This is a genomic window from Streptomyces sp. NPDC001714, assembly GCF_042892755.1.
Classification (GTDB): Bacteria; Actinomycetota; Actinomycetes; order Streptomycetales; family Streptomycetaceae; genus Streptomyces.
This window is the reverse complement of record NZ_JBIAUL010000083.1, coordinates 1-1,401: the sequence shown is the minus strand read 5'-3', so window position 1 is coordinate 1,401 and position 1,401 is coordinate 1. Positions and strand designations below refer to the sequence as shown.

General features: G+C 66.5%; 1 protein-coding gene. It reads right to left on the bottom strand.

Annotated elements, in window-relative coordinates; translation table 11 throughout:
* Positions 1 to 163 precede the first annotated feature (163 nt).
* Positions 164 to 1,348: an IS701 family transposase gene (locus ACFY0P_RS52185; RefSeq protein WP_384555453.1), complete on the bottom strand. Its 1,185-nt coding sequence runs from the start codon at positions 1,346 to 1,348 to the stop codon at positions 164 to 166.
* Positions 1,349 to 1,401: the final 53 nt, after the last annotated feature.

Here is a 1,401-nt window from a genome sequence, read left to right as displayed (position 1 = left end):
TAGTACTGCAACGGTGCTTGTTCTGATTGCTGGCCAGCTCAGGGGCTGTGTCCGCGTCGTTTGTAGTGACTGACGCGAGCCTGGTGCTGGCGTCGGCGACGCCATGCTGACCAGTGCAGGATGTGGTCGACCGGGGCGGGGTGGCGGTGGGTGAGTCGGGTGATCAGACGTCGGATCTCGGCGAGGCTGAGGTGGATGAGCTGGGAGGATCCGTTTCTGCTTTGTCGGTGTCGAGTTCGCGGGCGCGCAGGACGGTGAGGCAGGCGTGGGCGGCCATGGCCAGGGTCATGTGGCGGTGCCAGCCGGGGTAACGGCGGACCTGGTAGTCGTCCAGGCCGCATTCCTGTTTCGCGCTCTGGAAGCACTCCTCAACGGCCCACCTGCTGCCCGCGATGCGGATCAGCTCATCAAGGGTGGTGTCGGCGGGGCAGTAGGCGATGTAGTAGGAGATCTCCTCGGGACGGCTGACACTTCGGCGGGCGAGTACCCAGTGCCGGCGGTCCTCGCGGTGCCAGGGCCGCACCTCGACACGGGCCCAGTCATAGATCCGCCGGCCGTGGGCTCCCTCGCCGCAGGAACGGCGCTTCCACTTCTGCCGTGGCAGGCCGGGGAACAGGTCGTGGACGGGATGGTCGAGTGCCCAGCGGGTGACGACCGTGTCGTGCCGGGTGGTGGCCATGACGTGGAAGACGTCGGCCTGTTCGAGTTCGAACCGCCAGCCCTTGCTGAAGCCGTAGGCGGCGTCCGCGGTCACCCAGCCGAACGGAATCCGGTCCGCGATGGCCTTTCGGACCATCGCCTTGGCCATGGCCACCTTCGTCTCGAACGCGATCTCGTCGCCGATACCGGCCCGCCGGCAGCGCTGGCGGTCGTCCGTCCAGGACGTGGGCAGATACAGTCGGCGGTCGATCAGTGTGCGTCCGCGGCCCGTGGCGTAGGCGAGGAACACGCCGACCTGGCAGTTCTCGGTGCGGCCGGCGGTTCCGGAGTACTGCCTTTGCACCCCGGCCGACCGGACGCCCTTCTTCAGGAAGCCGGTGTCGTCCACGATCAGCACGGCATCCCGGTCGCCGAGGTGTTCCACCACGTAGGCGCGTACGTCGGCCAGGACCTCGTCCGCGTCCCACTCGATCCGGTTCAGCATCCGCTGGATACGGTCCGGACCGTCATGACCGGCCTCCTCGGCCAGCGTCCAGCCGTTCTTGCGCTCAAGCGGAGCAATCAGCCCCCGCATATAGGCAAGAGCTGACTCACGCGGCTCCGACCTGTTGAAACGGTGCACGAACCGCTCATGCAGAGCGGTCAGTTCACCCGACCACAACCTGACATCACCAAGGTCCCCACCCACAACCACACCAACGACCAACCTGGCCAACAGTCACGGCAAACACCGTTGCAGTA